Below are 6,065 nucleotides of genomic sequence, written 5' to 3' on the forward strand. Positions count from 1 at the left end.
CTACCTTATGTTTGTGAACCAACAGCCTGTTCTGGCTGTCATAGGTAAAGGTTTCGGTGATCACTCTCTCGGTATCAGTATCCAGCCTTTTATGGGTTGTTATTGTCTGTTGAGCCACTCCCGCAAAATCCAGCTTGGAATCCACCCTGGTACGGCCACCTAAATGATTAATGGAATACGTTCCGATCACCCGTCCTTTTTTGTCATAATACGTATAGTTTTTCGTCCAGTTATCATCTTCAATGTTCTTTACTAAACTCATTACTGGCAGGCCTTTTGTGCTCAATCCTTCTGTAGTTGGAATATCCGTTAAGGTAGGTTCTCCTAAGATGCTTGCCGGGAAAGTAGGATTGAAGCTATAACCCGGATACGTGTCGTAATAATTAACACTTAAAATCTGGGTTACATTTGTTGGCCCTGCTACTTTTGTATAATAAACGGGCATTCCGTTGAGTGTAAATGAAACGGCAGATGTTCTGGTTTCATAGAGATTGGCATTGGCATCCACATTGGTCTGAATCGCAGCCCTACTTGCGGTGTTATTGGAAATACCTGTATAAATAATCCTTCCAAACTGATCATATTTAGTTAGCAACCATTGCCCTGATTCTTTCATATTAGCATCTTGACTCATAACAAGCTTATCCGCTTTATTATAAACCATATACTCCCAGCCCTTACCAGGAAGCTTCTTTTCTACTAACCTGTTTCTGCCATCATAACGGTACTGATAGCATACATTATCCAGTGTTGTCTGGTCCAGTGTCGTCCATGTAGATACCAACGGAGGAATAACAAATGCCAGCTGGTCATATTCATTATAAACATAATAAGTATCCGCATTTTCTGTAGCACTGAGCACCTTTCTTACCAAAAGGGTTTGTCCCCTTCCGTTTTTAAATTCTATAGTTTTATTCCCATCCTCATCAGTCACTGTATTTTTGTACAGCTGATTGGGTAAAAAGTATTGAAGAAGTTGAACTGAGGTTTGCGTTCTTCCATCAACCCACGTTGTAGAAGTTTCGTACTTCCTCACGTAATCTTCATGGATATTAGCATCATACCCAAACTGAACAGGCTTGGTATCCCAGGCATTTCCCACCTGCTTTTGCTGTAATATCCTGTCCAAAGGAGAGTTTTCCAGAATCTTTTCCGAATAGATCTTTTCTGCTCCATACACTGAGGTAGCATTGCCTAAAGGATTGGGAACAATAGCCCCATTGAGTGTTGAGGATTGGGGAACAGGCAAATAATCCTTCACCTGCCTTCCAAAAGCATCATATTCGATAGGGGTCACCACATCTTTCCCCTGAGGAGAAGCTTTTACATTCACCACCTGCTTGGGTCTTCCCAAGCCATCATAGTACTGAACCGTTTCTGAGGTTTTAGTAGGTGTGGTTCCGTTATAATCTAAGTAGGTCTTTGTGTAAACATAATTTTCCGTGGGGCTTAGCTGTGCATGAGCTAATCCTGATAATACTAAAGCTCCTGCGGAAATGAGTATTTTTTTCATCGGTTATTAGTTTTTGTAGTTGTATTTGAATTCTTTCAACACTTTCCCGTTCACATCCACTATCTTCTCCAGCCTGTTGGCAGAATCATAAATGTAGTTTTCTCTTATTCCGGATGGTGGAGTGATGCTGGTAACACCAATGAGTGGATCATAAGTGTAAGTAGTGATCTGATATCTGCTGTTTGCATTCCGGAAAGAGTCTAATGCGGTGATCAGTGCGTTTTGTGTAGGTACATCAATATCTTCATTGGATTTAGTAATAATATTCGCTATTTCCAGCAGGGCAGACGCCTGACTATAAGTGGTTCCTTCAATCTTAGCAATAGGCTGTGTACCGTTATAACCCCAGATAATGGCTACCGGAATACCGTCTTTGGTGGTATATTGTTGCAGATTGCCAAAAGCATCATACTTATCATAGGTGATTTCTGTGTAGGAAGTATTATTTTGAAGATCATATGATTTTACCGATAAGAGCAGCACCAGGTTTCCTGACTGTGGTGTAGGAACAGCTGTTGGATAAACGGTTTCTGTTTTTGATAAAGTTTTGGTAGTACTGCCAATAGTTTTAGTAGTAATTGTTTCCAAAGGAATACCAACCATATTTTTACTGATCATTAACTGATTGCCTTTTTCATGGGCATATTCGAAAGTGGTTTCATTAACTGTTGCGTCTGGCAAAGTAATTTTTTGACGGCTTAACTGATAATTTGATGGATTATTGTAGAAGTATTCTGTTTGAGTCACTAATGGATTTCCATTTAAATATTCTGTTGTTTTTTGATTTTTCAGGTATGGAAAACGAGAAATATTCTTATAGAGTACAAAATCAAGATTATCAAACTGGCCAACTCCACCAATCCCACTTATTAATTCATAATTTTTTCTTGTAGCCAGTGAATAATTTATTACTAATCCTCCTATGTCTTCATTATATTCTCTGTCTATCTTTTTCAATATATTAGCATTCCCATCAAGGTAAGTAGTAGTAAGTTCTTTACCGCTTTTCCAAGCTGTATTGGATAATGCAGTACCTGAAATTTCATCCCGATGAATACTTCCCACCTCATCCGTTTCTGTATCAAACTCATGAATTACCTTACCCCTATTTCCTAAATCTTCAATAACCCTGCTGTAGAAAATATTAGGATTAAAGGAATTATATTGATTTAGGTTTGTGGATGTAAGTACATTATAGCTATACTCAACAGCAGGCGAACAGGTGCTCCCTTCACAAATAGAGGCTACATTCCTATTTTCCAGGAAATAAGGTTCACGAGCCTGAACTATTGAATATCCTCCATTTTGATTCAAATATTTATAATTCTTTATAACGGGTAAGCTTCCTTCTGCTTCATCTATTGTAGAAGATACACGATACCCCCCCAATAACTTATCCTGCAATTGTTGTAACTCTTCTCCATTGAAATAGGTAATCTGAGCCGATGCATACGAACAAGCAAAACGAGCCGTCACTTTTATCGTGAGAGGTTGATTTTTAATACCATTAACTGCTAAACGGGCACCGGAATTAGTTAATACGGTATGCGAATTTGATCCTGTGGGATAATATTGGTTATTGGGGGAACGTTCTAAAATAGGTAAGGCAGTCCCATTTTGATCACGAACAACCACTTCACTTCTTTGTTTCATTGTTTCAAGAATAGGAGAATTGGAACAATTCCCCTCTCCATAAACAGCATTTCCTAAACCTATATATACTAATCCGTCTTTTTTCGGAATTATAGTTGTGCTTGACTCACTAGAATAAATACTTCTGTTATTTACAGTTTCTACTCCTGCAATTGTAGTGGATGCGGGAATTGTTACCCAATCTTTTATTTTATGATTTTCATAATTAATTGTTGTAGATCCACCTGTAGGATATATGACCTTTTTTAATAAGCCATAATAACCAAACTGAGAGGATACGCTTTGGTTTGCTCCATTGTAATCAACTTTAAATGGGTCGGTTTCCTTATATATCTGAGGAATAAGATTTCCATTGCTGATACCATTAAAATATCCCCACATATCCCTGCTGAGACTTAGCTTGCTGGGAAAGGAATCTTTATTATAATATTCAAAAAAATATTTTCTTCCCGACTTGTTTTCAATAAGGCTATTTAAGAATACCCGATCGTTTGCTGTTATATCATAATTGAAATCAAAATTTTCAATCAACTGAGATAAAGAATACTTTTTAATGTTTTTCAACAGATAATAATCTCCGTTTCGCTGTTGGTATTCAAATAATATATAATTTCCATTCTGATCATAAATCTTCTTGATCTGCTTACCTGATACTGTTTGATTGGAATCTGCAACAAGCCCCATACTTGGAGGAATAGAATATGTCTGTAAAACACATGATATTGGGCATCCTACACTTCCTGATCCACCGGGGTTCCCATATTTATATTGGTTCCCTTTGGTAAATATCATTGATTGGGATTGTCCAATGACAGAAGTGAAACCAACATCATAATATTCGATATTGATTTCCTTGTTATCCGGGCTTTTTATTTTTGAAAGATACCAAGAGGTGGTGTTTACCAAAGAACCTCCATGATGCTCGCCGGTATTGGTCATAAAGTTTCTTACTTTCTCGGTGGCATCAAAAATATATTCTGTTCCGTTGTCTATAACTTTAAAGCCCGAATTAACCCGTTGTATTTTATATGCTGATTTTTCTAATTGAATAATATCTCCATTTTTTTTAATGATAAATTTTAGGATCTTTCCGTTAAAATTTGCCATATACAAATCTAATTCAGAATCAAAATTGTCATCCTTACACAAATTAAGATAGTTTATTACAGTAGGGTTATTTAATCCTAATGTAACAATATCAGGAGTTTCAATATTTCCCGAAGTGTTCAATTCATCAGGTAAATCTCTGATAACTCTGGTAATTATCCCTGCGTGAATAAACCGCCATCCTAAGCCAACAGAACCGTTGGTATCATCCACTTTTATCCCGTTGGAAGAATAATTTAGAAAAATAGGTAAATTAATATCTGCTGATGAAAGTGATGTAATGGGAATATCAATATTGGGACTTCCTGTAAACATACCTACAGGTATATTACCATATGTTCCAAATTTAAAAGATTCCGGTGTTGGAGGAAATATAGCAGGTACATTTTTTCCTGCTTCATTTGTTGGGTTCACTTGTGTATTTGATTGTGCCATGATATTGCACACCGTTAAAATCCCCAAAGTGATAGTTATTTTTTTCATTTGTGTTTTATTTCTTAATCAATTTCGCGTTAGCAGTTTTATTGTTATCCGTTTTTATCGTCACCAGATATGCTCCCTGACTCAGGGGCTGGGTATTGATCTTTGTAACCTTATTTCTGGTTTTCAGGCTTTCCAGCTGTCTTCCTGACATATCGTACAAGAGAATATCCGCTTCCTTAAATTCATACCCGATCTCCACATAAGTATAATCCGATACAGGATTCGGATACACCCTGATCCCCTGCTTCTCGATCAGCTGATCCACCTGCTTATCCCCAAGCTTTACAATCTTCCAGTTCTCCTTACCTAACTCCTCACCACTGGTTCCTGCCAGTACAATAGAGCCGTCCCTGTTAAGCTTTATATCAGACAGCCTTTCCTCCCTCTTCCTGGATTCACCCTTCACATGCTTTCGCCACTGCTCCTCTCCCTGCTCATTCAGATACAGCATCCAGAAGGTCTCATCATCATGCTCTATCCTTCCCTCTGCCTGAGTATAGCCGCCCAGTAAGATCCCTGTAGTCAGATCTTTATTGCTTTCCTCCTCCTGCTTATTGATCACACTCATCCCCATCAGGATATCCCTGTTCTTAAAGCTGTAGGATTTCTGCCAAAGTTCATTTCCTTTTTCATCCAGGGATATCAGCCAAAGATCCGTACCTTCTTCAATGCCCACCGACTTATTCCCTGACCTTTCCGATCTGGATTCCCCTCCGATGATAAAACCTGTAGAGGTAAGGGCCATTGTTCTCAGATGATCATCTTCCTTTCCACCATAGTTCCTTTCCCATTCCACCTTTCCGTCCTTACTAAGCTTTATGATCCAGTAATCCCCCTCACCGTAATTCTCAGTCTTCTTTGAGCCTCCCTCACCGCTCCTGGAGTAAATCCCCAGCAGGGCTCCTCCATCCTTTGTGGGGATCATCCTTTCCACCTCATCCAAACCCTTTCCGCCCAGAATAACCTGTGAGAGCTCCTTTCCATCCTTATCCAGCTTTATGATCCATACATCCTTTGAACCATACCCCTTAGAAGTGTTCTGAACATTTCCGGCCACAAAAAATCCCAGCTCCGTGGTCTGGATCACGGCCTTTGCTTCCTCATCGGAGGCTGTTCCCAGGGTTTTCTGCCACAGTTCATCTCCCAGCTCATTGAGCCTGATCAGCCATATATCCGATCCGCCTTTGGACTCGTCTTTCTTATCCAGTCCCTTTCCTGAAAAGGAGGTTCCTGCCAGCAGGAATCCTCCTTCCCGGGTGGCTACCGCTGCCGAGAGAAAGTCATGGTTCTGTCCTGAGAAATACCTTTC

General features: G+C 39.2%; 3 protein-coding genes. All 3 read right to left on the reverse strand.

Annotated features, from left to right (window positions below; all coding sequences use genetic code 11):
- Positions 1-1,513, reverse strand: a 1,513-nt coding sequence (locus ABMQ40_RS16380) for a DUF6443 domain-containing protein (protein WP_370901546.1), incomplete at its 3' end; no start/stop codon positions are given.
- Between the two features lie 6 nt (positions 1,514-1,519).
- Positions 1,520-4,756 (reverse strand): RHS repeat domain-containing protein, encoded by a 3,237-nt coding sequence (locus ABMQ40_RS16385; protein WP_370901548.1) that lies wholly within the window; start codon positions 4,754-4,756, stop codon positions 1,520-1,522.
- Positions 4,757-4,763: 7 nt separating this feature from the next.
- The coding region (locus tag ABMQ40_RS16390) for a T9SS type A sorting domain-containing protein (protein WP_370901550.1) at positions 4,764-6,065 on the reverse strand (1,302 nt) is incomplete at its 5' end.

Source organism: Chryseobacterium gossypii (genome assembly GCF_041361455.1).
GTDB lineage: Bacteria > Bacteroidota > Bacteroidia > Flavobacteriales > Weeksellaceae > Chryseobacterium > Chryseobacterium gossypii.

Bases quoted from the DNA above. Each gene is read 5' to 3' on its own strand.
- ABMQ40_RS16385 (WP_370901548.1), bottom strand. From the start codon at position 4,756: ATGAAAAAAATAACTATCACTTTGGGGATTTTAACGGTGTGCAATATC.